At 72.4% G+C, this 20,861-nt stretch carries 21 protein-coding genes; 5 read left to right on the forward strand and 16 right to left on the reverse strand.

Going from position 1 to position 20,861, the window contains the following annotated elements; translation table 11 throughout:
* The first annotated feature begins 19 nt into the window (after window positions 1-19).
* From phnD to phnE (ACFFIC_RS23020), 3 genes are read left to right on the forward strand one after another with little or no spacing between them, the layout of a single operon-like run.
* Window positions 20-937: a phosphonate ABC transporter substrate-binding protein gene (gene phnD, locus ACFFIC_RS23010; RefSeq protein ID WP_377054740.1), complete on the forward strand. Its 918-nt coding sequence runs from the start codon at window positions 20-22 to the stop codon at window positions 935-937.
* Window positions 938-962: 25 nt separating this feature from the next.
* Window positions 963-1,892 carry a phosphonate ABC transporter, permease protein PhnE gene (phnE, locus tag ACFFIC_RS23015; RefSeq protein ID WP_377054742.1) on the forward strand — a complete coding sequence of 310 codons (930 nt, stop codon included), beginning with the start codon at window positions 963-965 and terminating at the stop codon, window positions 1,890-1,892.
* Window positions 1,889-2,752, forward strand: a complete 864-nt coding sequence (gene phnE, locus ACFFIC_RS23020) for a phosphonate ABC transporter, permease protein PhnE (protein WP_377054744.1) — start codon at window positions 1,889-1,891, stop codon at window positions 2,750-2,752. The genes phnE (ACFFIC_RS23015) and phnE (ACFFIC_RS23020) overlap by 4 nt, the downstream gene beginning before the upstream one ends.
* On the opposite strand, the gene phnN is transcribed toward phnE (ACFFIC_RS23020), so the two are convergent.
* The 9 genes from phnN to phnF are packed head-to-tail and all read right to left on the reverse strand — an operon-like array spanning window position 2,749 to window position 9,749.
* Window positions 2,749-3,297, reverse strand: a complete 549-nt coding sequence (phnN, locus tag ACFFIC_RS23025) for a phosphonate metabolism protein/1,5-bisphosphokinase (PRPP-forming) PhnN (RefSeq protein ID WP_377054746.1) — start codon at window positions 3,295-3,297, stop codon at window positions 2,749-2,751. The genes phnE (ACFFIC_RS23020) and phnN overlap by 4 nt on opposite strands.
* Window positions 3,294-3,995: a phosphonate C-P lyase system protein PhnL gene (gene phnL, locus ACFFIC_RS23030; protein ID WP_377054748.1), complete on the reverse strand. Its 702-nt coding sequence runs from the start codon at window positions 3,993-3,995 to the stop codon at window positions 3,294-3,296. The genes phnN and phnL overlap by 4 nt, the downstream gene beginning before the upstream one ends.
* Window positions 3,992-4,768: a phosphonate C-P lyase system protein PhnK gene (gene phnK, locus ACFFIC_RS23035; RefSeq protein ID WP_377054750.1), complete on the reverse strand. Its 777-nt coding sequence runs from the start codon at window positions 4,766-4,768 to the stop codon at window positions 3,992-3,994. The genes phnL and phnK overlap by 4 nt, the downstream gene beginning before the upstream one ends.
* Window positions 4,765-5,610, reverse strand: coding sequence for an alpha-D-ribose 1-methylphosphonate 5-phosphate C-P-lyase PhnJ (locus ACFFIC_RS23040; protein WP_377054752.1), 846 nt, complete (start codon window positions 5,608-5,610; stop codon window positions 4,765-4,767). The genes phnK and ACFFIC_RS23040 overlap by 4 nt, the downstream gene beginning before the upstream one ends.
* Complete coding sequence (locus ACFFIC_RS23045) at window positions 5,607-6,731, reverse strand: carbon-phosphorus lyase complex subunit PhnI (protein WP_377054754.1); 1,125 nt, start codon at window positions 6,729-6,731, stop codon at window positions 5,607-5,609. Before ACFFIC_RS23045 ends, ACFFIC_RS23040 begins: the two co-directional genes overlap by 4 nt.
* 4 nt (window positions 6,732-6,735) lie before the next feature.
* Complete coding sequence (phnH, locus tag ACFFIC_RS23050; RefSeq protein WP_377054756.1) at window positions 6,736-7,311, reverse strand: phosphonate C-P lyase system protein PhnH; 576 nt, start codon at window positions 7,309-7,311, stop codon at window positions 6,736-6,738.
* Window positions 7,308-7,820 (reverse strand): phosphonate C-P lyase system protein PhnG, encoded by a 513-nt coding sequence (phnG, locus tag ACFFIC_RS23055; protein ID WP_377054758.1) that lies wholly within the window; start codon window positions 7,818-7,820, stop codon window positions 7,308-7,310. The genes phnH and phnG overlap by 4 nt, the downstream gene beginning before the upstream one ends.
* Window positions 7,817-8,986 (reverse strand): alpha-D-ribose 1-methylphosphonate 5-triphosphate diphosphatase, encoded by a 1,170-nt coding sequence (locus ACFFIC_RS23060; protein WP_377054760.1) that lies wholly within the window; start codon window positions 8,984-8,986, stop codon window positions 7,817-7,819. Before ACFFIC_RS23060 ends, phnG begins: the two co-directional genes overlap by 4 nt.
* The gene (phnF, locus tag ACFFIC_RS23065) at window positions 8,973-9,749 is read right to left on the reverse strand and encodes a phosphonate metabolism transcriptional regulator PhnF (RefSeq protein WP_377054762.1); all 777 of its coding nucleotides are present in this window, start codon (window positions 9,747-9,749) and stop codon (window positions 8,973-8,975) included. Before phnF ends, ACFFIC_RS23060 begins: the two co-directional genes overlap by 14 nt.
* Before the next feature lie 264 nt (window positions 9,750-10,013).
* Here phnF and ACFFIC_RS23070 point away from each other — a divergent pair, with 264 nt between their 5' ends.
* Together ACFFIC_RS23070 and ACFFIC_RS23075 are read left to right on the forward strand one after the other, a co-directional pair.
* The gene (locus tag ACFFIC_RS23070; protein WP_377054764.1) at window positions 10,014-10,688 is read left to right on the forward strand and encodes an LbetaH domain-containing protein; all 675 of its coding nucleotides are present in this window, start codon (window positions 10,014-10,016) and stop codon (window positions 10,686-10,688) included.
* A gap of 25 nt (window positions 10,689-10,713) precedes the next feature.
* Window positions 10,714-12,159 (forward strand): alkaline phosphatase family protein, encoded by a 1,446-nt coding sequence (locus tag ACFFIC_RS23075; RefSeq protein ID WP_377054766.1) that lies wholly within the window; start codon window positions 10,714-10,716, stop codon window positions 12,157-12,159.
* A 43-nt stretch (window positions 12,160-12,202) separates the two neighbouring features.
* Here the strand turns inward: ACFFIC_RS23075 and ACFFIC_RS23080 are convergent, their stop codons facing one another.
* The 7 genes from ACFFIC_RS23080 to pehA are packed head-to-tail and all read right to left on the reverse strand — an operon-like array spanning window position 12,203 to window position 20,818.
* Window positions 12,203-13,090: an ABC transporter permease gene (locus tag ACFFIC_RS23080; protein ID WP_377054768.1), complete on the reverse strand. Its 888-nt coding sequence runs from the start codon at window positions 13,088-13,090 to the stop codon at window positions 12,203-12,205.
* Window positions 13,090-14,025, reverse strand: a complete 936-nt coding sequence (locus ACFFIC_RS23085; RefSeq protein ID WP_377054770.1) for an ABC transporter permease — start codon at window positions 14,023-14,025, stop codon at window positions 13,090-13,092. Before ACFFIC_RS23085 ends, ACFFIC_RS23080 begins: the two co-directional genes overlap by 1 nt.
* Entirely contained in the window at window positions 14,025-15,047 is a 1,023-nt protein-coding gene (locus tag ACFFIC_RS23090) for an ABC transporter ATP-binding protein (RefSeq protein ID WP_377054772.1), read from the reverse strand. Before ACFFIC_RS23090 ends, ACFFIC_RS23085 begins: the two co-directional genes overlap by 1 nt.
* Window positions 15,044-16,024 (reverse strand): ABC transporter ATP-binding protein, encoded by a 981-nt coding sequence (locus ACFFIC_RS23095; RefSeq protein WP_377054773.1) that lies wholly within the window; start codon window positions 16,022-16,024, stop codon window positions 15,044-15,046. Before ACFFIC_RS23095 ends, ACFFIC_RS23090 begins: the two co-directional genes overlap by 4 nt.
* Complete coding sequence (locus tag ACFFIC_RS23100) at window positions 16,024-17,655, reverse strand: ABC transporter substrate-binding protein (protein WP_377054774.1); 1,632 nt, start codon at window positions 17,653-17,655, stop codon at window positions 16,024-16,026. Before ACFFIC_RS23100 ends, ACFFIC_RS23095 begins: the two co-directional genes overlap by 1 nt.
* On the reverse strand, window positions 17,655-19,283 hold the full coding sequence (locus ACFFIC_RS23105; protein WP_377054776.1) for an ABC transporter substrate-binding protein: 1,629 nt from the start codon (window positions 19,281-19,283) through the stop codon (window positions 17,655-17,657). The genes ACFFIC_RS23100 and ACFFIC_RS23105 overlap by 1 nt, the downstream gene beginning before the upstream one ends.
* Entirely contained in the window at window positions 19,280-20,818 is a 1,539-nt protein-coding gene (pehA, locus tag ACFFIC_RS23110) for a phosphoric/sulfuric ester hydrolase PehA (RefSeq protein ID WP_377054778.1), read from the reverse strand. The genes ACFFIC_RS23105 and pehA overlap by 4 nt, the downstream gene beginning before the upstream one ends.
* Window positions 20,819-20,861: the final 43 nt, after the last annotated feature.

Raw genomic sequence — 20,861 nt, forward strand, 5'->3', positions numbered from 1 at the left:
CGACACGAAAGAGGTCTCCATGATCACCCATCGCCGCACCCTGCTGAGCGCCGCGGCCGGCCTGCTGGCCGCCCCCTCCGTCCTCCGCGCGCAAGGCGCCGCGCCCTGGGCAGCCCGCTACCCGGAGCTTGTCTTCGCGATCATCCCGTCCGAGAACGCCTCCGGCGTGACGGAGCGTTACGGCCCCTTCATCGAGTATCTCTCCCGCCGCCTCGGCACGAAGGTCACGCTCCGCATCGCCAACGACTACGCGGCGGTGATCGAAGGGCAGCGGTCGGGCAACGTGCACATCGCCTCCTACGGCCCCTCCTCCTTCGCGCGCGCGCTGATGACGGGCTCGCAGATCACCGCCTTCGCGATCGAGACGAACCTCGACGGCACGAAGGGCTACTACTCCGTGTTCTATGTGAAGGGGAGCAGCCCCTACCAGCGCGTCGAGGACCTGCGCGGCAAGAACCTCGGCCTGGTGGATCCCAACTCCACCTCGGGCAACAACGTGCCCCGCTTCGCCCTCAACAAGATGAACATCGTGCCGGAGCAGTTCTTCGGCCGCGTCGTCTACACGGGGAGCCACGAGAATGCCGTCATCGCGCTCAACCAGGGCACGGTCGACATCTGCGCGAACTGGTGGAACGACGAGCAGGAAAGCAACCTGCTGCGCATGGCGCGCAAGGGCATGGTGAAGGCGGAGGACTTCCGCATCATCTTCAAGTCCGAGCAGATCGTGAATTCGCCCATGGCCTACCTCAACGCCCTTCCGGACGAGCTGAAGTCCGCGATCCGCAGCGCGGCGCTCGAGCTGGCGACGGCCGACAAGCGGGCCTTCGATGCGATCTACGAGGGCAAGCAGGGGCCGCTGGTCGCCGTGGACAACGCTGCCTACGACCCGATCATCGAGCTGAACCGCTTCGTCGACAACCTGCGGCGCCGCGGGTAGCGGCCTTGTCCGCCGCCCGGGCGCCTTGCCGGGGAAGCGGGCCTTTCTAGAAGGAGCCGGTCCGCTGGTCACCACGCTTACCCCCCTGCCCGGCGCGCGCCTGGCCGAGTTGCTGGACGGCTACCACGCCGCCGGGCGCGCGCCGCGGCGGCGCGCCCTGGTTCTCGCCGTCGCCATTGCCGTCCTCGCGCTTCTGGCGGGCAGCGTGGCAGAGGTCGATCCCACCAGGCTCTGGCGGCATCTCGGTGACTTCTTCGGTTACTTCGACCGCCTTACCGCACTGGAGGCCGGAGGGGGGCGCGTCTGGACCGATCCAGCCGAGTGGTTCTGGGGCTGGCGGAAATGGGGCCTGCTGCTCGCGGACACCTTGCTGATCGCCTATGTCGGCACGGCGATCGGCGCCGCCGGCGGGTTCCTTCTTTCGTTCGTCGCGGCCGCAAACCTCGTTTCCAACCGCTGGATGCGTGGCACGGCCCGGCGATTCCTCGAGTTCTGCCGCACGGTGCCCGACATCGTCTTCGCGCTGATCTTCGTCATCGCCTTTGGGCTGGGGCCGGTGCCGGGCGTGCTGGCGATCGCGATCCATACCATGGGCGCGCTGGGCAAGCTCTTCTCGGAGGTGGTGGAGAACATCGACCTGAAGCCCGTGGAGGGCGCCACCGCGGCGGGCGCCTCCTGGGTGGCGACCCTCCGCTTCGCGGTGCTGCCGCAGGTGCTGCCGAACTACGCGAGCTATGCGCTGCTGCGCTTCGAGGTGAACGTCCGGCAGGCCTCGGTGCTCGGCTTTGTCGGTGCGGGGGGGATCGGGCAGGACCTGATCGAGGCCATCCGCAAGTTCTACTACAACGACGTCGCGGCGATCCTCGTGCTGATCATCGTCACCGTCATGCTGATCGATCTTGGCACGGAACGCCTGCGCCACCGCCTGATCGGCGCGATGGAGCGCAGCCGATGAGCACGGCCCGGATCCTCACCCTGCGCGAGGCCGCGCTCGCCGACCGCGCCGGGCTCGCGGCCCGTCACCCCCGGGTCTTTCGCCGCTTCACCGCCGCGCGCCTCGGCGTGGCATTCGTCGCCGCCACCGCCCTCGGGCTTCTCGCCTTCGGCCTGTGGCGGCTGGAATTCTCGCCCGGGCGCATCGCCGGCGGCTTCGGGCAGCTCCTGCACTTCCTCGGGCTGATGCTGCCGCCCGATCCCGGCAGCACCTCCCGCGCCCTGCTGATCCTGCGCGGCCTTGCCGAGACGCTCGCCATCGCATTCCTCGGCACGCTGCTCGCCGCCGCCCTCGCTTTCCCGCTGGGCTTCCTCGCCGCGCGGAACACCTCCGCCGGGCGCGTGGTGCATTTCCTGTCGCGCCGCGCGCTGGACAGCATCCGTGGGGTGGACGCGCTGATCTGGGCGCTGATCTGGGTCAGCGTCGTCGGCCTCGGTCCCTTCGCCGGTGTGCTCGCCATCATGACCAGCGACATCGGCACATTCGGCAAGCTCTTCTCCGAAGCCATCGAGACCGCCGACCGGCGGGCCGTGGAGGGAGTGACCTCCGCAGGCGGCGGCAGGCTCGCGGGCATCCGCTTCGGCGTGCTGCCGGCCGTGCTGCCGGTCATGGCGGGACACGTGCTCTACATGTTCGAGAGCAACACGCGATCTTCCACCATCATCGGCATTGTCGGCGCAGGCGGGATCGGGCTGATGCTGTCGGAGATGATCCGCACCCTCGAATGGGGCGTCGTCTCCTTCATCGTGCTGCTGATCCTGGTCGCCGTCGCCGTGATCGACGCGATCTCCGGGCGGCTGCGCGCGGCGCTGGCCGGCTAGGCCCGGGCGCGGCGGAGGACCCGCAGCACCCGCTGCACGCCCGCCTCCACACTGCCGTCGTTCACCACCGTCTCCACGGAAAGCCCGGCCGGCAGGGGGGCCTGGCGGGAAAGGCGGCGCTCAACGTCGGACGAGCTCTCCCGGCCCCTCGCGACGAGCCGGGCTGCCAGGACCGCGGGCGAAGCCGTGATCTCCAGCACGCGCAGCGGGTGGCGCTCGGCCGCCTCGCCCAGCACCCGCCGGGAAAGGTTGGCGACGGCGACCCGTCCCGGGACGAGCGCCTCCTCGAAGGTCGCGCGCGGCAGGCCGTAGAGAAGCCCGTGCGCCTCCCACCAGAGTGCGAAGCGGCCTGCGTCGCGCTCCGCCAGGAAGGCCTCGCGCGAGAGCGGGAGATGATCCTCGCCGCCGGCTTCCGCCGGACGGGTGATGGCACGGCGGAGAAAGGTGATGCGGTCCTCCCCCGCCAGGGTGGCGCGTGCGGCCTCCATCAGCGTGTCCTTGCCGGCGCCGGAGGGCCCGACGACCGCGACCAGCACGCCGCTCACGCGGCTTCCCGCAGCGGCGCCACCTCCAGGACGCGGTCGGCCACGCGGTGGCGCACCTCCACGTCATGGAAGATGCCGACGAGGGCGGCGCCCCGCGCCTTGGCCTCGTCGATCAAGGCGATCACCACCTCGCGGTTGACCGCGTCGAGGCTCGCGGTGGGCTCGTCTAGCAGCATCAGGGGGTATTCGGCCACGAAGCCGCGCGCGAGGTTCACGCGCTGCTGCTCCCCGCCCGAGAAGGTGGCCGGCGGCAGGGCGTGCAGGCGTTCCGGCAGGTTCAGGCGGTGCAGCAGGGCGGCCGCGCGGGCACGCGCCTCCTCCCCGGGGACACCGCGCGCGGTCAGGGGCTCCGCCACCACCTCAAGTGCCGGAACACGGGGGATGACGCGGAGAAACTGGGAGACATGGCCGATCGTGTCGTGCCGCAGCGCGATCACCTCGCGCGGCGAGGCCTGGGCCAGGTCGGCCACGCTGCCGTCGGAGCGGCGGAGCAGGATGCGCCCCGCATCGGCCCCGTAGTTTCCCTGCAGCAGCCGCATCAGGGTGGACTTGCCGGCACCGGAAGGGCCGGAAAGCGCCACGCACTCGCCGGCCCCCACCTCCAGCGCCGCGCCGCGCAGCACGGGCATCTCCACGCCGCCCTGCAGGTGCAGGGTGAAGCTCTTGGCGAGCCCTTCGGCCCTCAGCGTCCAGCTCATGCCGCCAGCACCGAGGAGACGAGGAGCTGCGTGTAGGGGTGCCGCGGATCGTCGAGCACGCGGTCGGTCAGACCTTCCTCGACCACCCGCCCGTGCCGCATCACCACGAGGCGGTGCGCGAGCAACCGCGCGGCGGCGATGTCGTGTGTCACCAGGATCACCGCGATGCCGAGATCGGCCACCAGCGCCCGGATCATGTCGAGCAGCCTGGCCTGCACGGAAACGTCGAGCCCGCCGGTCGGCTCGTCCATGAAGACGAGGCGCGGCCGGGTGACGAGGGTGCGGGCGATCTGCAGGCGTTGCCGCATGCCGCCGGAAAACAGGCGGGGCGCGTCGTCGATGCGGGCCGCGGGGATCTCCACCCGCTCCAGCCAGCGCGCGGCCTCGGCGCGGATGTCGCCGTAATGCCGGGCGCCGCTCGCCATCAGCCGCTCGCCGACGTTCCCGCCGGCCGAAACCGCCATGCGGAGGCCGTCGCGCGCATCCTGATGCACAAAGCCCCATTCGGTGCGGGCGAGATGCCTCCGCGCGGGCTCACCCATCGTATGCACGTCCCGCGTCGCGCCCGAGGAGGCGCGGTAGAGGACGGTTCCGGCATCGGGCCGCACGTCCCCGGCCAGCAGGCGCAGCAGGGTGGACTTGCCCGAGCCGGACTCGCCGACGATGGCGAGGACCTCGCCCGGCCAGAGATCGAGCGACACGCCGGCCACCGCGCGCACGGCGCCGAAGGCGCGCGTCACGCTGCTGGCGGAAAGGATGGGATGGTCGTTCATTCCGCGGCCTCGCGCATGGTCTGCCGCCCGGTGCAGAAATCCGTGTCGGAGCAGACGAAGATCCGCCCGCCCCGGTCATCCGTCACCACCTCGTCGAGGTAGCTGTCGCCTGCGCCGCAGAGGGTGCAGCGGCCCTTCGCGCGCAGCGGCACGAACGGGTGGTCCTCGAAGTCGAGGCTTTGCACGTCCGTGTAGGGCGGCACGGCATAAAGCCGGCGTTCCCGCCCGGCGCCGAAGAGCTGGAGCGCGGGCGAGCGGTGCATCTTCGGGTTGTCGAACGAGGGAATGGGCGAGGGCGACATGAGGTAGCGCCCGTTCACCATGACCGGATGGTCGTAGGAGGAGCCGACGCGCCCGTGCCGCGCGATGTCCTCGTACAGCTTGACCTGCATCAACCCGTAATCGGCCAGCGCGTGCAGGCGGCGCGTCTCGGCCCGTCGCGGCTCCAGGCGGAAGAGCGGCTCGGGCTGCGGCACCTGGTAGACCAGCACCTGCCCTTCCCGCAGCGGCGTCTCGGGGATGCGGTGGCGGGTCTGGATCACCGTCGCCTCGGCCGTGCGCTCGGTGGTGCGCAGGCCTGGCGCGACGCGCGCGAAGAAGCGGCGGATGGAGACCGCGTTGGTGGTGTCGTCCGCGCCCTGGTCGATGACCTTCAGCGTGTCGTCCGCACCGATGACGCTCGCGGTGACCTGGATGCCGCCCGTGCCCCAGCCATAGGGCAGCGGCATCTCGCGGGAGCCGAAGGGCACCTGGTGCCCGGGCACGGCCACCGCCTTCAGCAGCGCCCGCCGGATCATCCGTTTGGTCGCCTCGTCGAGATAGGCGAAGTTGTAGCCGCTCACGGCCCGGCCTCCACGGTTTCGGCATGCCGTTCCGTGGGGTGCGCGGCATGCCGCTCCGCCTCCACCGCGGCCCGCATGGCGCGCACGGATTCGAGCTCGCTCTGGAAATCGACGTAGTGCGGCAGCTTCAGGTGCTCGAGGAAGCCGGTCGCCTCCACGTTGTCGGAATGCGAGAGGACGAATTCCTCGTCCTGCGCGGGCGCTTCCACGGTCTCGCCCAGCTCCGCCGCGCGCAGCGACCGGTCCATCAGCGCCATGGCCATGGCCCGGCGCTCCGAGCGGCCAAAGACGAGGCCGTAGCCCCTGGTGAACTGCGGCGGCTCCGTGCGCGACCCGTGGAACTGGTTCACCATCTGGCACTCGGTGACGACTAGGTCGCCGATCTCGATCTCGAAGCCCAACTCCGGCGGCGCGAAGCACACGGCCAGTTCACCCTGGCGCAGCTCGCCCACGAAGGGGTGGTTGTTGCCGTAGCCGCGCTGGGTGGAATAGGCCATGGAGAGGAGGAAGCCCTCGTCCCCGCGCGCCAGGTTCTGCAAGCGGACCGCTCTTTCGGCGGGAAAGGTGACGGGGTTGCGGGTGAGGTCGCCCGGCTCGGCCTCGGAAGGCTCCTCGGCCGCCATCAGCCCCTCCGCCGCCAGCATCCCGGTGACGCGCGGCGGAGCGGCGTCCTGGCCGGGATCGGCCTCGGCCGCAGCGGGCGGCGCCAGCCCCTCGGCCGCCAGGGCGAAGTCCAGCAGGCGGTGGGTGTAGTCGAAGGTCGGCCCCAGCACCTGCCCGCCCGGCAGGTCCTTGTAGGTGGCGGAAACGCGGCGGCGCACCGTCATGGCCGCCGTGTCGATGGGGGCGGAGGCGCCGAAGCGCGGCAGCGTGGTGCGATAGGCGCGAAGCAGGAAGATCGCCTCGATCAGGTCCCCCCGCGCCTGCTTGATCGCCAGCGCCGCGAGGTCGGGGTCGTAGCAGGACCCCTCCGCCATCACGCGATCGACGGAAAGGGTGAGCTGCTCCCGGATCGCGTCGGTGCCGACCTCGGGCACGCGCGCGTCGCCGCGCCGCTCCTCGGCCAGCCAGGCATGGGCATTGGCGATGGCGGCCTCGCCGCCCTTGACCGCGACATACATCGGTTCAGCCCTCCCGGATCGCGACGCCGCGCGGCAGGGCGGCGACGCACTCGCCCGCGCACAGGATCACGTCCACCCCGAGCGGGAAGCGCGCGCGGTTCGCGGCCCAGGCTTCCAGGAAGCCATCCGGCGCGCCCTGCACTTCCAGCCGGTGCTCGTGCTCGATGCCGGGGCCGGACAGGTGCCAGCCGCGCCCCTCGGCCAGCGAGGCGACCTGGAGGATGAGCGTCGCGGCACGCTGCGGCTCCTCATCCGTGCCCGGGTCGAGCGATGCGAGCGCGGGCGGGGCGCCGGTGGCAAGTGCGAAGGCGGCGGCACCGGGGTTCTCCACCAGCGGACAGCCCGCATGGAACACCGCCCATCCGGCGGCCTCGGCACCGGCATCGAGCCAGAGCGGCGTCCCGGCATCCGCGAGTGCCAGCAGGACGGCGCCGGCGGCGGGCGAGAGGGGGGATGGCGGCGCAGGGGGATGGGGCAGGTGCTGCACGCGGCCCGGACGCGCCATCGCCTCCAGCACGGCGCGGAAGGCGGATTGCGCGTCCGCCACCGGGTCGACGAAACCGGGTAGAAGGCCGTTCATCGGGTCGTCTCCATGGCCAGGAAGCGCACGCGGGTGGCGGCGGCCTTGCGCGCCGTCACCGCGCGGGCCTTTGCCTGTTCGGCCGCCAGCGGCTCCACCACCGCCGCCAGCAGCGCGGGACGGCGGGCGGGGTCTTGCAGCGCCGCGTCCATGGCGGCCGCCAGCTCGGCGCCGCGGCGGTCTCGGCCGGCCAGATAGGCATGGCCCACCGTCCCGTTTTCCAGCCGCACGGCGCAGCGGGTCACCGTCATCTCTCCGAGGTTGAAGGGCGCGCCGTCGCCGCCGGCGCGGCCGCGCACCATCACGAGGCCCGTTTCCGGCCCCCGCAGCCGCACGTGCGGCGGCAGCGGCGGGACGTCCGCCATTCGCGCCTCGATCCCGGCGGCACCGGCACGGGCGAGGATGCCGATCCAGCGGCGACGCTCGTCGTCCGCACGGCGACGCTCGTCGTCCGCACGGCGACACTGGTCGTCCGCACGGCGACGCTCGTTGCTGGCTTCCGCGCTCATGCGGCCTCCGCCACGGCGTCGGCCATGCCCGTCCAGCCATCGGAATGGATCATCCGTCCTTCGCGCCACACCGCCCGCACCCGCGGCGGCGGGGCCCCCTGCGCCTCCGAGACATCAAGCAGCACGAGATCCGCGCGGCGCCCCGCGGCGATGACGCCGCGGTCACCGAGCCCCGCGGCGCGGGCGGGATTAGCGGTCAGCAGGGCGATGGCGGCGTGCAGCGGCAGCCGTCCCTCCCGCACCCAGCCGATCGCGGCGGGCAGCATCGCGCCCTGGTGGTAATCCGCCGCCAGCGCGTCCAGCAGCCCGGCCTCCAGCACCGACGCGGCCGTGATGTTGCCGGTCATGGACTGGCCGCGCAGCGCGTTCGGCGCGCCCATCAGCGTCGCCATTCCCGCCTCGCGCGCGGCGCGCGCCGCCTCCAGCGTGACCGGGAACTCCGAGATGGTGGCGCCGAGGCTCCGCATCAGCGCCACCTTGGCCGGCGTGTCGTCGTCGTGAGAGGCGATCGGCAACCCTTGCGCGCGGGCCAGCTCCGTCACGGCGCGCGCCACCTCCCAGGCCGGCGGCGCCGCCATGCGGGCGCGGGCGCGGGCTTCCGCCTCCTCCGGCGCATGGCCGTGGGCGCGGGCGGAATAGGCGACGTACTGCTCCACATCGCGGTACTGCCCCTGGCCCGGCGTGTGGTCGGTCAGGGAGACCATGTCCACCATCCGGCGGGCCAGAAGGTCGCGCAGCACCGGCTCGGCGCGGTCGTTGGTGATCTCGAAGCGCGCGTGGACGCGAAGGTCGGTGCGCGCCTGCCCGCGCAGCCGCGCGAGGGCCTCGACCATGGCGCGCGCCCGCTCCTCGCTCCGCAGGCCGCGCTTGCCTTCCGCGAAGGAAACGCCGGCATAGGCCGTGGTGACGCCCGATGCGGCCAGGCGGGCGTCGAGGTTGCCGACCGCGACCTCCAGCGGGAAGGCGCAATCCGGCCGCGGCTCCACCTCCTTCTCGATCATGTCCCCGTGCAGGTCGACCAGCCCGGGGATGAGGGTCAGCGCCGCCGGCCGGGTGCCGAAGCTCGGAACCTCGATCACCTCGACGATGCATCCGTCCTCGACGCGCACGGCGCCGCGCGGCAGCACGCGGTCGGGCAGCACGATCCGAAGGTCAGCGATCCACATCGGTCATCTCCTCGCGCCCAGGGGCCTCGCCGCGCGGCGAGGGGGCGTTGTCGACCAGGAGCTGCACGCGCTCTCCGGCCCAGATGGTTTCGGAACAGGCGATGGGGGCGCCGGCCAGGTCGGCGTCCACCTTGCGGACCACCAGCACGGGCTGATCCGCGGGCTGGTCCAGCCACGACGCCTCCTCGGGGGAGGGAAGCCGCGTGAGGATGGCGCTGCGCAGCCGGAGGTAGTCCTGCAGCCCATGGACGGCGAGCACCTCGCTGGCTCCCCGCCCCGCCTGCCAGGCCTGCAGCATTCCGGGGAAGCGCCACGCCGGGTACCAGGCCGCCGAAAGATTCATCGGCACGCCATCGGCGAAGTTCAGGCGGAGAATTTCGTAGGCGGGCGCCCCGGGCAGCAGGCCCAGCTCCTCCGCCACCTCGGGCGAGGCAGGACCCTCCGCCCCGCGCAGGAAGCGGCCGGAAGGCTCGCGCCCCTGGTCTAGAAGGATGCGCGAGAAGCGCGTGCGCTCGGACAGGCGGTATTCGAGCACCGCCGCCGGACGCACATAGGTTCCGCTGCCCTGGAGCGTCCGGACCAGGCCCCGCGCCTGCAGGGCCGCGACGGCACGGCGCACGCTGTGCCGGCCCACGGTGAACCGCGCCATGAGCGCGGGTTCCGGCGGGAGCCGCTGGCCCGGACTGAGCTGCCCGTCGCGGATCTCCGCCGTCAGGCAGGTCTCCACGGTGCGCCAGCCATAAGGGGAGGAGGTCTTGGTCATGCGTGTACGGGGCGCTCCTTAGCACTCGTTCGGATGAATCCGTGGTGACCGCTCCATGACAGGTTTGTGGCGCGCATCGCCGCGCGGCGGATCGCCGCCGGGTGCCGATGCATCTGTCGCCAAAGCTTCACCGGACCGACGCATGCCTGTTCCGGTCGGGCAGGCAGAGGACCCGCGGCATGACGGGGCCCGGCCATTCCGTCGGCGGGAGGCGGCCTCCTGCCCCCGGTCGGCCGCACGCAACGCAGGGAGGAAGCGGGGAAGATGCTGAAAGAGGAACGTCCGCCGGCCGCGGCGGTGCTTCCCGACCCGGACACGGCCGGCAAGTCCCTCGGCGCGCGGCCATCGATCCACCCCACGGCCGAGGTGCGGGACAGCGTCTTCGGCCACTTCTGCGAGGTCGGCGCGGGCACCCGCGTCGCCGAGAGCGTGTTCGGCGACTACAGCTACGTCGCACGCGACAGCGACATCATCTACGCGGAGATCGGCCGCTTCTGCTCCATCGCGGCGGGGGTGCGGATCAACCCGGGCAACCACCCGCTCGACCGCGTGGCCCTGAACCACTTCACCTACCGCTCCTCGGCCTATGGCCTGGGCGAGGACGACGCGGCCTTCTTCGACTGGCGCCGCTCGCACCGCGTCACGCTGGGGCACGATGTGTGGATCGGGCACGGGGCGGTGATCCTGCCCGGCGTGACCATCGGCACGGGTGCCGCGATCGGCGCGGGCGCGGTTGTGTCGAAGGACGTGCCGGATTTCGCCATCGTCGTCGGCGTTCCCGGGCGCGTGCTGCGCCACCGCTTCCCGCCGGAGATCGTCGCGGCACTCCATCGCATCGCCTGGTGGAGCTGGCCGCACGAGCGCCTGGGCGAGGCGATGCAGGACTTCCGCCGCATGAGCGCCGGGGCCTTCTGCGCGAAGCACGACCCCGGCGCCTGAAGCACGCCTCTACCGGAGCCACACCTTGCCGCCCAGCACCGCCAGCCGCGTTCTCATCGTCCTCTTCGACGGGCTGCGCCCGGACATGGCGACGCCGGATCGCATGCCCGCCCTCGCCGAGTTCCTCAAGGGGACGCGGCGCTACACGGAAGCCTCCTCGGTCTTCCCTTCCCTCACCCGCGTCTGCGCGACAACCATCGGAACGGGGCAGCCGCCGGCCGTCGCGGGCATCGTCAACAACGCCTTCCCCGATCCGGCGGCGCGGGAGGGGCGCTTTCTCGACACGTCCTCGGCCGGGGACATGCGCCGCGGCACCGCGGTGCATGGGCCGGGCTTCGTCGCCACCCCGCGCTTCGCGGACTCGCTGGCCGCGGCCGGCCGCCGCTTCGCCCTCGTTCACAGCGGCTCGGCCGGCGGCGCCTACCTGCTCGACCCGCGGGCGAAGGCGAACGGGTCCTTCATCTTCAGCCTGTCCGGGCGGGACGCCGCCGAGACGCCGGAGGGCTGGGACAGGGTCGTGGCCCGCCTCGGCCCGCCGCCCGCGGCCCCGCCGGACAAGATCCCGCTCGTGGAATACGCCGGCCGCGCCATGGCGGAGGTGGTGCTGCCCGAGCTGCAGCCGGACGTGGCGCTGCTCTGGCTGACCGAGCCGGACTGGTCCTTCCACTACCGCGGGATGGACGCGCCGGGGACGCGGGACGCCATGCGCGCGGCCGACCGGGCTTTCGCCGGGGTGCTCGAGGCGGCATCGCGCCTGCCGGGGGCGGAGCGGATGGCCGTGATCGCCATGTCCGACCATGGGCATGTCGGCACCACCGGCCGCTTCGACCTCGTGGCCGAACTCGCCGCCCTCGGGGTGGAGGCGGTGCTGGACCGGCCGGGCGCGGATGTCTCGGTGGCCGCGGGGACCATGTGCTGGCTCTGGCCGCGGGAGGCGGATCCGGCCCGCCTGGGCCGGCTGGCGGCCGCCCTGCAGGAGCGGCCCTGGTGCGGCGCGCTGCTGGCCGCCGGCGGCAGCGGCGTGGAGGGGCCTTTCCCCGGCACCTTCGACCTCGCGCTGGTCAATGCCGACCACGCGCGCGCCGCCCCGCTGCTGATCCAGATGCGCGGCGGGCCCGAGGCCGATCCCTACGGGCTGCCAGGCCGGAGCCCCATCGTCGGGAAGGACTTCCCGGCCGGCGGCGGCATGCATGGCGGGCTGCACCGGCGGGAGATGGGCAACCTCATGGCCCTTCTCGCGCCCGGCGTGCCGCCCGGCGACGACGGCTCCCCGGTCGGCCTGGTGGACGTGGCGCCGACGCTGCTGTCGCTCCTGGGCATCGCGCCCTTGGCGCCGCTGCCGGGGCGGCCGTTCTGGGCCCCGGCGCGGGAATCGCGGGTGCTGACCACCGGCCGGGGCGACTACCGGCAATACCTGGCCGTCGCCGGCGAGGGACGCGGCAGCATCGTGCGCGAGGGCGGCCGCCTCTAGCGGCCGGCCCTTCTCGCTGGCTCCGGCGCTTCGCCGCGGAGCGTCAGCGCAGCGTCGGGTCCAGCCGGTCCCGCAGCCAGTCGCCGACGAGGCTGACCGAGAGCGTCGTCATCACGATCACCGAGGAGGGCGCGAGCAGGATCCAGGGCGCCCGCGTGAGATATTCCCGCCCGTATCCCACCATGTTGCCCAGCGAGGTCATCGGCGGCTGCACGCCGAGGCCAAGGAAGGAGAGCCCGCTTTCCAGCAGGATGATCTCGGGAAAGGCGAGGGTCATGCTCACGATGAGCGTGGACGCGATGTTCGGCAGCACGTGGCGGCCATAGACGCGCCAGGGCGAGGCGCCGAGCCCCTTCACCGCCGCCGCGTAGCCCTGCGAGCCCGCGCTGACCGCGAGGCCGCGCGCGATGCGGGCGTACCGCTCCCACCCGTTCAGCCCGAGCAGGCAGATGAACAGCGGCAACGCGTTGCCGAAGAAGGCGAGCACGGCGAGCGCGAGGATGAGGAAGGGCATGGAGGCCTGGAAGTCCACCAGCGCCAGCACCGCGTGCTCCACCAGCCCGCGGAAATGGGCCGCGAGGAAGCCCAGCGTGACGCCGAGCACGGCGGAGATGGCGGTGGCGCCGAAGGCGATCAGCAGGCTCATCCGGATGGAGGTGATCAGGCGCGAGAGGACGTCCCGCCCCAGCTCGTCCGTTCCCAGCGGGTGCAGCCAGACGCCGCCCATGCCGACCGGGGGCGAGAGGCGGTTGCGCAGGTCCAGCGCCGTGTAGGGAAAGGGGCTGAGAAGGTCGGCCGCGAAGGCCACCAGCAGCATGAGCACCAGCCAGCCGAGCGCGAGGACGACCAGTGCCGGCAGGCGGGCCTGCCGGCGCGCGGGCGGGGCCGAGACCGCCGGGGCGGGCATGGCGCCGAGGGGAATGTCGGACATCAGGCGGTTGCCTCCCGGGGCGCCGAGCGGAGGCGCGGGTCGAGCACGCCGTAGAGGAGGTCCACCGCGAGGTTCGCGCTGACCATGGTGGCGGCGACGAGGAGGAGGATGCACTGCACCACCGCGAGGTCACGGTTCGCGACGGCCACCACCAGCAGGCGGCCCACGCCCGGCCAGGAGAAGACGCTTTCCACCACGACCGCGCCGGCGAGAAGGCTGCCCACCATGAAGCCGACGATGGTCACCGTCGGGATGGCCGCGTTGGGCAGCGCGTGGCGGCGCACGGCGCGCACCCAGGGCACCCCCTTGGCGAGGGCCGTGCGCATGTAGGGCTGCCCCAGCACCTCCAGCATCGCGGAGCGGGTGAAGCGGGCCAGCACCGCCGCGCCCCCGATCCCGAGGGTGAGGACGGGCAGCACCGCGTGGCGCCAGCTTTCCTGCCCGCCCGAGGGCAGCCAGCCCAGCTGCACGGCGAAGACCAGCACCAGCAGGAGCCCGAGCACGAAGGAAGGCACGGTGAAGCCCGCCACCGCCAGCAGCATCACCGCGCGGTCCGCGAAGGAGTTGCGGTGCAGCGCCGCGTGGATGCCGGCGGGGATGCCGATCCCGAGCTTCATCGCCAGCGCCGGCAGTGTGAGGGCGAGGGTCGCGGGGATGCGCTCGGCCACCAGCTCGATCGCGGGCCGGCCGTCGCGCATGGACTGGCCGAGGTCGCCGCGGAAGATCGCCGCGAAGTAGCGGATGTACTGCTGCCAGATCGGGTCGTTCAGCCCCCAGGCCTGGCGGAAGGCCGCGATCGCCTCCGGCGGCGCGTCGGCGGACATGATGAGCAGCGCGGGATCGCCCGACAGCCGCAGCACGACGAAGGCGAAGGTGACCACCAGCACCATGGTCAGAAGCGCGCGGGCGAGGCGCAGGCCGAGGAAGCGGAGCATCAGGCGGCCTCCAACGCGTGGCGCGGCAGCCCGGCGCCCGGCGCGGCCTCGCCCTGCGCCACATGGCAGGCGACCAGCCGCCTGTCGGCGGCCTGGGGCTTGAGGGCGGGCACGTCCCGCGCGCAGACGGCGGCGGCCACGGCGCAGCGGGGGTGGAAGGCACAGCCCGTGGGGCGCGCCGCCGGGTTCGGCGGGTCGCCCTTCAGCACGATGCGCCCACCGCGCCGCCCCGGGTGCGGAATGGCCGAGACCAGCGCCTGCGCATAAGGGTGGGCGGGGGCGCGCAGCACGTCGTCGGGCTCGCCCTCCTCGACCACGCGGCCGAGATACATCACGGCCACCCGGTGACTCATCTGCCGCACCGCGCGCAGGTCGTGGCTGATGAAGAGCATGGCGACGCCCGTGCGCGCCTGCACCTCCGACAGCAGGTTCATCACCTGCGCCTGGATGGAGACGTCGAGCGCGCTGATCGGCTCGTCGCAGACGAGCAGGTCCGGCGCGGTGGCCAGGGCGCGCGCGAGCACGGCGCGCTGGCGCTGCCCGCCGGAAAGCTCGTGCGGGAAGCTTCGCGCCTGGTCGGGGCGCAGGCCCACGCTGCGCAGAAGCGCCTCCACCCGCGCCGGGCGGTCCGCGCGGGTGCCGATGCCGTGGATCTCCAGCGGCTCCGCCACCTGCACGCCGATGTCGAGCCGGCGGTCCAGCGCCCCGAGCGGGTCCTGGTAGACCATGGCCATGCGCGCCCGCAGGCGCCGCCATTCCGGCGTGCCGGGGGGCGGCATCCGCTCGTTGCGGAAGGCGACGCCGCCCGAATCCGGCATCTCGAGCCCCAGCACCATGCGGCCGGTCGTGGACTTGCCGCAGCCGGATTCACCCACCAGCCCCAGCGTCTGCCCGCGCCGCAGCGTGAGGGAGACGCCGTCCACCGCCCGCACCTCCGCCGGCCTCCCGAACATCCCGCGGCGCACCGCGTAGCGGCGCACGAGGTCCTGCGCGTGCAGAAGGGGTTCGTCGTTCACGCTCATGCGCTGAGCAGCTCCCTCGCGGCGCCTTCGGGCAGCGGGCGGATGCAGGCGGCCCGGTGCGCGGGGGCGACGGTGGCGAGGCGCGGCACCGCCTCGTCGCAGGCCGCCACGCGGCGCGGGCATCGCGGGGCATAGGGGCAGCCCGGCGGCATGGCCCAGGGCTCCGGCACCCCGCCGGGAATGGCGGCCAGCGGCCGGCGCGGTCCGTCGATCGGCGGCAGCGCCGCGAGCAGCCCGGCGGCATAGGGATGGGCGGGCGCGGCGAAGAGGTCGGCGGCCGCCGTCTCCTCCACGATGCGCCCGGCATACATCACGCAGACCCGCTCGCAGGTTTCGGCGACCACGCCGAGGTCGTGGGAGATGAGGACGAGCGCCATGCCCGTGTCCCGCCGGATCTCCGCCAGCAGTTCCAGGATCTGCGCCTGGATGGTGACGTCGAGCGCGGTGGTGGGCTCGTCCGCCACCAGAAGCTCCGGCGAGCCCGCGAGCGCCATGGCGATCATCACCCGCTGGTTCTGCCCGCCCGAGAGCTCGTGCGGATAGGCATCCAGCCGCCGCCGCGAATCGGGCATGCCCACGCGGTCCAGCAGGCGCCGCGCCTCCTCGCGCGCGGCCGCGCCCCTCAAGCCGCGATGCAGGGCCAGCGCCTCGGTGATCTGCCGCCCGATCCGGTGGACCGGGTTGAGGCTGCTGGCGGGGTCCTGGAAGATCATGGCGACGCGGCCGCCGCGCAGGGCGTCCAGCGTGGCCGGCGGGGCGTTCAGGATCTCCTGCCCGTCCAGCCGCACGCTGCCGGCCACGCGGGCCTTGCCCGGCAGGAGGCCGAGCGCGGCGAGCCAGGTGACGGACTTTCCGCATCCGGACTCACCCACCAGCGCCACGGCCTCCCCGCGGCCGACGGAGAGGTCCACGCCGCGCAGCGCGGGCACGCCGTCGAAGGTGGCGGTGAGCCCGGCGATCTCGACCAGCGGTGGCATCAGGCGCCCCAGTTCCGCGCGGAAAAGTCCATGAAGAAGGACTGGCCGGGCTTCCAGGGGAGGTCTCGCCGCTTGGCCGTGAAGTTCAGGGTCTGGTGCAGCACGGTGTAGCCGGGGTCCTCGCGCTCGATGATCTCGAGCATGCGGCGGAAGGCACGGCGGCGGTCGTCCAGGCCCATCGAGCCCTCCAGCACCGCGGAAAGGCGCCCGAACTCCTCGTTCCGCCACTCGTTGATCTGCCACTGCTGCCCTTCCGGCCCGTGGGCCGAGGTCAGGGAGGAGACGGGATCGTTGAAGCTTGCCGAGTTCGACCAGTCCCGCACGCCGCGGCCCGCCGCCGTGCCGGCGCCCTGGCTGGAGAGAACCTGCGGGAAGTTCTCCTTCATCTCGATCACCACGTTCAGCCCCACCGCGCGCCAGCCCTCGACGAGGATCTGCGCGGTGGCCACCTGCGCCGTGTAGTAGTTGCTCAGCAGGCGGTAGGGGATCGGCTCGCCCCGGTAGCCGGCCTCGCGCAGCAGGCGGCGGGCTTCGACGGGATCGTGGCGCGGGGCTTCCCAGTCCGTCAGCAGCATGGGGCCGTAGAAGTCGAACTGCTCGCCGCGCGGAATGGCTGCCTGCCCCGCCCAGAGCGCGTCCACGATCGCCTTGCGGTCGATCGCATGGGTGAAGGCGCGGCGCACGCGTGCGTCGCGCAACTGCGGGTGGCTCTTGTCGAACACGGTGATGCGGTGGTTCATGATGGGACCGCCCACCACCTCATGGCGCGCGGAACGGTCGAAGGCGCCGATCTGGTCGGGCGGGATGTCGCAGGCGAAGTCCGCCTCGCCCGAGAGCAGCATGTTGATGCGGCTCGCTACCTCCGGCACCTCGACGAAGCGCACCTGTCGCAGCGGCGGCCGGCCCCGCCAGTGCTCGTCATGCGCGAGGAGCGTGAGGGACTGGTCGGGCCGGAACTCGGCGACCTTGTACGGGCCGGTGCCGACCGGGCGCCGCGCCCAGTCGAGCCAGGAGGCGGCCTGCTCGAAACCTCCGCCCGAGAGGACCATCCCGGTCGTGCGGGAGAGGCGGCCTTCGAGCGCGGGGTCCGCCACCTTGTTGACGAAGCGCACGGTGCGCGCGTCCACCACCTCGATCCGCTCGAAGCCGGGATAGGTGCGGCGGGCGATGGCGGCGGCCTCGGCTGGCGGGGCCTTGCCCTGGGTGCGGCCAGGGACGTTGCCGAAGAGGTTGCGGGCGGCCGGGGAGTCCGCCCCCCACATCCGCTCGGGGCCGAAGGAGAAGACCACGTCCTCCGCCGTCATCTCCCGCCCGTCGTGGAAGCGCACGCCGGGGCGCAGGTCCAGTTCCAGCGTGCGGTCATCCACGCGGCGCCAGGCGGTGGCGAGGCCGGGCCGGAGGCGCAGGTCGCCGAACCAGTCCTGCTCGATCAGCGCCTCCCCGTAGGAGCCGCCGTGGCGGCTGCCCACGTTGGACTGTTCGCGCAGCGTTTCCAGCGTGTTGCTGTTGGCGATCTTCCCCACGGCGACGGTAACGGAAGGGCGCTGGTCCGCCTGCGCGACCGCGACGCGCGGCAGGACGAGGGACGCGCCGGCCGAGGCCAGCGCGGCGCGGCGGGAAAGGCGCGTCATCACCCGCCCCAGTTGCCCTGGCGGAAGTCCATGGCAAAGGCCGGCGCCGCGCGCCACCGGATGTCACGCCGCTTGGCCGTGAAGGTCGCGTTCTGGTGCAGCACGGTGTAGGCGGGGTCCTCGCGCTCCGCGATCTCCAGCATGCGGCGGAAGGCGGCCTTGCGGCGGGCGTGGTCCGTCCCTGTCTCCAGCTCGACCGAGAGGCGGTTCAGCTCGTCGTTGGCGTACTCGCCCACCTGCTGCTGCTGGCCGTTTGGCCCGTGCTGCGCCACGAGCGAGGAGACGGGATCGTTGAAGGGCGCCGAGTTCGACCAGTCCCGCACCGCGCGGGTGTCGCCGCGCTCCAGGATCTGGGACCAGTTCTCCTTCATGTCGATGGAGACGTTCAGCCCAACCTGGCGCCACATCTCCACCAGCACCTGCGCCGTGGGGGTCTGGTTGGTGTAGTAGTTGTTCAGCAGCCGGTAGGGGATCGGCGCGCCACGGTAGCCGGCCTCGCGCAGCAGGCGGCGCGCCTCCGCCGGGTCGTAGCGCGGCACTTCCCAGTCCTGGATGAACATGTCGCCGTAGTAGTCGAACTGCAGCCCGCGCGGCACGACCGTGCGGCCGCCCCAGAGGCTGTCCACGATCGCCTTGCGGTCGATGGCGTGGGTGAAGGCGCGGCGGACGCGCGCGTCGCGAAGCTGCGGGTGGTTCTTGTCGAAGCAGGTCAGGCGGTGGTTCAGGATGGTGCCGCCCTGCACCTCGTAGGCGCGGTCGCGCTCGATCCCGTCGATCTGGTCGGGCGGGATGTCGCAGGCGAACTGCACCTCCCCCGTGCGGAGCATGTTGATGCGCGCCGGCACCTCCGGCACCTCGAGGAAGCGGATCTGGCGCAGCGGCGGGCGGCCGCCCCAGTATTCGTCGTGCGCCACGAGCGTGAGCGAGTGGTCCGGGCGGAACTCCACGACCTTGTAGGGGCCGGTCAGGACGGGCTTGCGCGCCCAGTCGAACCAGCCCGCCGCCTCCTGGTAGGCGCGGCGGGAGATGATCTCGCTGCCGAAGCGGGAGAGGCGGCCTTCCAGGGTCACGTCGGGCGTCGCGTTGTGGAAGCGCACGGTGCGCGCGTCCACCACCTCCACCCGCTCCAGCGCGGGCCAGGAGCGGCGGGCGACGCCCGTCACCTCGGCCGGCAGCTCGCGCTGGGCGCGGGACGGGATGACGTCCCCGCGGATGGAGATGGTGCGGCCCTGCGCCGTCGGCTGGGTGTCGCCGAACATGCGCTCCCGCCCGAAGGAGAAGGCCACGTCCTCGGCGGTCATGATGTCGCCGTTGTGGAAGCGCACGCCGTCGCGCAGCGTCAGCTCCACCACGCTGTCCGAAATGCGGCGCCACCCGGTGGCGAGCGCCGGCACGGTTTTCAGCTCGTTCAGCCAGTCCCGGCCGATCAGCGGCTCCCAAAGGGAGGAGAAGAAGATGCGCTCGCCCACGTTGGACTGCTCGCGCAGCACCTCCAGCGTGTTGCTGTTGGAGATCTTCTGCACGGCGATCGAGATGGAGGGCCGCTGGTCCGCCTGGGCGATGGCGAAGCGGGGGAGCGAGGCCGCGGTGGCGGCGCCGAGAAGCAGGTTGCGGCGGGAGGCGGTCATGGTGCGCGTTCCTCGAGGCCATGGGGGGTGGCACGGAAATGGGTCAGCGTCCGCTCGGCATGGGACATGCGGTGCGACAGGGCGCGCTGCGCGTAATCCCTGACCACCGCCGCATGGGCGGGATCGGCGGCGAGGTCGGTGAAGCAGTGCGGGTCCTTCTCCAAGTCGAAGAGAAGGGGCGGAAGGGCCGCGAAATGCACGTATTTCCAGTGCTGGTCCTGCACCACGCAGAGCGAGCACTCGTCCATCGACAAGCCGAGGTCGTCCTCGGGGCGGGAATAGAAGACGTCCCGGAAGTCGTATTCGTAGAACAGGTGGCGCCGCCATGCCGCAGGCGTCTCGCCGGCGACGAGCGGCAGCAGGGAATGGCCGTCGCAGGCGCGCGGCGCCTCGCCGCCCAGCCATTCCAGGATGGTCGGCATCACGTCCACGCTTTCCGTGAAGGCGCTCTCGATGCGCCCTGCCGCATCTGGCGCATCGGGATCCTTGATCACCAGCGGGATGCGGAAGCTTTCGTCGTGGTAGCCGACCTTGCCGAGCAGGTAATGGTCGCCGAGCTGCTCCCCATGGTCGGAGGTGAAGATGACCAGGGTGTTCTTCCACTCCCCGGTGGCATCCAGATGCGCGATCACCTGGCCGAGTGCCGCATCCACCTCCGAGATCATGCCGCTGTAGGTGGCCCGCATCTGCGCGACCGAACCGGCATCCAGCTCCGTCGCGGCGCCGCCGGCACCGTGGAAGAAGGAGCCCTGGCTGATGCCGCGGAGGTAGAAGTCCAGCAGCGGATGCTGCGCCGCTTCCTCCCGCCAGGTGGCGGCCCGGTGCAGCGGGGGCATGTCCTCGGGGCGATACATCGCGTTGTAGGGCGCGGGCGCGATGAAGGGCGGGTGAGGGCGGTAGTAGCCGAGGTGCAGGAACCAGGGCTTTCCGTTGCGGCCCTTGAGATAGGTGAGCGCGCGCTCGGTGAAGTAGGCCGTGTCGGAGCAATCGGCGGGGATGCGGCTCGGCCGCGCGGTGGCGCCGGGGAGGTGGTCCTCCCCCTCGGGCAGCCAGATGTCCTCGCGGTTCTCGGGCAGCGCGTGGCCCTTCTGGGCCAGCCATCCGAAATAGCCGTCCATGCTCGGCTCGAAGGCCCCCACGGCGCGGAAGCCCTCCATGAGGTCGCCGAGCGTCGTGAAGCGCGGGTCGAGCGAGCCGGTCTGGCGCGGGTCCGGCGTGGTGGTGGTGTAGCCGATCAGCGCCGGGTCGTAGCCGATCCGGCGCAGCTCCTTGGCCAGGTTGCTGTGCCGCGCATCGAGCGGGACGGTGTTCTGCACCGCCCGGTGGTTCATCAGGTAGAGGCCCGTCAGCAGGCTGGCGCGCGCCGGGCCGCAGGGCACGGTGTTGGTGATGTGGTTGCGGAAGGTCACGCCTTCCCGGCAGAGCCTGTCGAGGTTCGGCGTCTTCAGGAAATCCGCGCCGAGAGCAGGCACGAAATCGGCGCGCCACTGGTCGACGACGACGAGCAGGACGTTGCGGGGCTGGCCGGAAGGCATCGGAGGCGCGGTCGCTCCCTGTTGGCGAGCGCGCTCTAGCCGT

It is taken from the genome of Muricoccus vinaceus, assembly GCF_042433125.1.
GTDB lineage: Bacteria > Pseudomonadota > Alphaproteobacteria > Acetobacterales > Acetobacteraceae > Roseomonas > Roseomonas vinacea.

Coding starts and splice junctions, on each gene's coding strand:
- ACFFIC_RS23080 (WP_377054768.1), bottom strand. CDS start 13,090: ATGTCCGACATTCCCCTCGGCGCCATGCCCGCCCCGGCGGTCTCGGCC.
- phnD (WP_377054740.1), top strand. CDS start 20: ATGATCACCCATCGCCGCACCCTGCTGAGCGCCGCGGCCGGCCTGCTG.
- ACFFIC_RS23105 (WP_377054776.1), bottom strand. CDS start 19,283: ATGACCGCCTCCCGCCGCAACCTGCTTCTCGGCGCCGCCACCGCGGCC.
- phnE (WP_377054744.1), top strand. CDS start 1,889: ATGAGCACGGCCCGGATCCTCACCCTGCGCGAGGCCGCGCTCGCCGAC.
- ACFFIC_RS23095 (WP_377054773.1), bottom strand. CDS start 16,024: ATGCCACCGCTGGTCGAGATCGCCGGGCTCACCGCCACCTTCGACGGC.
- phnF (WP_377054762.1), bottom strand. CDS start 9,749: ATGACCAAGACCTCCTCCCCTTATGGCTGGCGCACCGTGGAGACCTGC.
- ACFFIC_RS23060 (WP_377054760.1), bottom strand. CDS start 8,986: ATGTGGATCGCTGACCTTCGGATCGTGCTGCCCGACCGCGTGCTGCCG.
- phnL (WP_377054748.1), bottom strand. CDS start 3,995: ATGAGCTGGACGCTGAGGGCCGAAGGGCTCGCCAAGAGCTTCACCCTG.
- ACFFIC_RS23100 (WP_377054774.1), bottom strand. CDS start 17,655: ATGACGCGCCTTTCCCGCCGCGCCGCGCTGGCCTCGGCCGGCGCGTCC.
- phnG (WP_377054758.1), bottom strand. CDS start 7,820: ATGAGCGCGGAAGCCAGCAACGAGCGTCGCCGTGCGGACGACCAGTGT.
- phnH (WP_377054756.1), bottom strand. CDS start 7,311: ATGAACGGCCTTCTACCCGGTTTCGTCGACCCGGTGGCGGACGCGCAA.
- ACFFIC_RS23085 (WP_377054770.1), bottom strand. CDS start 14,025: ATGCTCCGCTTCCTCGGCCTGCGCCTCGCCCGCGCGCTTCTGACCATG.
- ACFFIC_RS23045 (WP_377054754.1), bottom strand. CDS start 6,731: ATGTATGTCGCGGTCAAGGGCGGCGAGGCCGCCATCGCCAATGCCCAT.
- pehA (WP_377054778.1), bottom strand. CDS start 20,818: ATGCCTTCCGGCCAGCCCCGCAACGTCCTGCTCGTCGTCGTCGACCAG.
- ACFFIC_RS23070 (WP_377054764.1), top strand. CDS start 10,014: ATGCTGAAAGAGGAACGTCCGCCGGCCGCGGCGGTGCTTCCCGACCCG.
- ACFFIC_RS23090 (WP_377054772.1), bottom strand. CDS start 15,047: ATGAGCGTGAACGACGAACCCCTTCTGCACGCGCAGGACCTCGTGCGC.
- phnK (WP_377054750.1), bottom strand. CDS start 4,768: ATGAACGACCATCCCATCCTTTCCGCCAGCAGCGTGACGCGCGCCTTC.